Raw genomic sequence first — 1,677 nt, forward strand, 5'->3', positions numbered from 1 at the left:
AATAACTAAAGTTTCGCACCTAAATTTATGCTTTCATTATTAGCCTGTTTATCTTAAAGATTTTTTATTAAGCTCTTGCACTTCAATGTTATTCGTTTTTCATTTTTGATTTATGCAACGCGTCGAAATATTTGATCATCATTCAATAGCCTGCTGATTTTTTCATATGCCCAATCGTTGGTGAGGATTTTCTCCAGGAGGGTTGTTACATCTTCCTGATCAAACAGAGTGTCAATAATATTTAGCAACTCAATAAACAAACCCCATAACCGTTCATTTAATCTTAACTGAACCATATTTTCCTGTAAGCTGCGAAAAAGTTCACCTTTAGATTCATACGTATCAAAACGGTAGCGCAGGGTAAGTAAAATGTGCTGTATCATAGTCAAGGTAGTATCGGCTATTTGGGCATCAAAATCATTGGATTGGCATTTCCCAAGACCAAGTAATTGTTTGCTTTCTTTGAAAAACACTTCTATCGTCCAACGAATTTGATAGATCTCGATCATCTTTATGAAAGTAATTTCTGTATGAGTTGTGACCAATACTTTCCACTTGCCGTTTTTCCCTTGCTTACTGAAAAATAGTTTCAAAGGTATTCCATTGAGCTCCACACAAGTTTCAAGATAATATAACCTAAGCTTCCTGCACCTTTTGGGCTTGCCAATCATATTTCTGATTTGACTGTAAGTGAGTAATTGTCCGCAATATAAAAATCTCGCTTTTGCATTTTTATACATCCCGATTAAGTGTACCACTTGTGATTTCACCTTACACACTGCATGAATAAATGCCTCGCACGTAAACCAACTGTCCATTAATACATAGTCCACTTGAAAACCCTGTGTAATGGCCCTACGGAACATCCTCAAGGCACTTTCTATTTTTGTCATATCAGTTTCCTTATCCCTGTCACAAGCATGTGTCCCAGGTTGACGTTTTTTACGGTATTGCTTCTTATATTCTCTCTTCTTTAGCCCGTAAGGCTTTTCATCATTCTTTCCCCTCTCCCTGTGTAACGAAAAGTCCAGAGGTGTCAATGATGTTCCATCCCAATACCCCATCAGCAAAAGTTTATACCCTAAAACACAGCGGTTAACCACATGATCCCATACCCTGGATACTTTCTCAATATATTTCCCTGTCTTTGATATCACTGTGTCATCAAATACAAGGCATCTTACTCTGTTTGCCGATGGTCTCCCCTGTTGTTCTGCCACCTTCCTGAATTTCACCGAAAACATCCATAATATCGATCGCCAGCATACCTTGGGATTATTCTTCAAACGGTAAAACGTATCTTTCCGGGCTTGAATATAATCCTCCATTACACTTCTGGTCAGTGAATGAACAGTGCTATAACCTAAAAACGGCAGGGATACCAAAATAGAAAATACCATCTCAAAACTATATCCCCTCACCTTGATTTCATTCAAACACTGGCATAACCCAGAAAAAGAAAAACATTTCAAAGAACTTAAAATGAAATCCGGCTTGACCCACATAGGGGTAAAACCGTTTTTTAATTCATAAATCCTTTTTGTACCTTTGTTGTGCAGCATGGTTTTTTGTTTTGTTTGTCACTGCTAATATATTATAAAACAATATATTAGCCAAATTTCCATGCTGCATTTTTTACATTTTTTTTAACTATTTTTTCAACTGCGAAACGTTAGT

1 protein-coding gene is annotated in these 1,677 nt (G+C 36.7%); it reads right to left on the bottom strand.

Annotated features, from left to right (window positions below; all coding sequences use genetic code 11):
- Positions 1-110 precede the first annotated feature (110 nt).
- Complete coding sequence (locus NT175_14590; protein ID MCX6235920.1) at positions 111-1,400, bottom strand: transposase; 1,290 nt, start codon at positions 1,398-1,400, stop codon at positions 111-113.
- Positions 1,401-1,677 lie beyond the last annotated feature (277 nt).

This window comes from Bacteroidota bacterium, from assembly GCA_026391695.1.
GTDB lineage: Bacteria > Bacteroidota > Bacteroidia > Bacteroidales > JAGONC01 > JAPLDP01.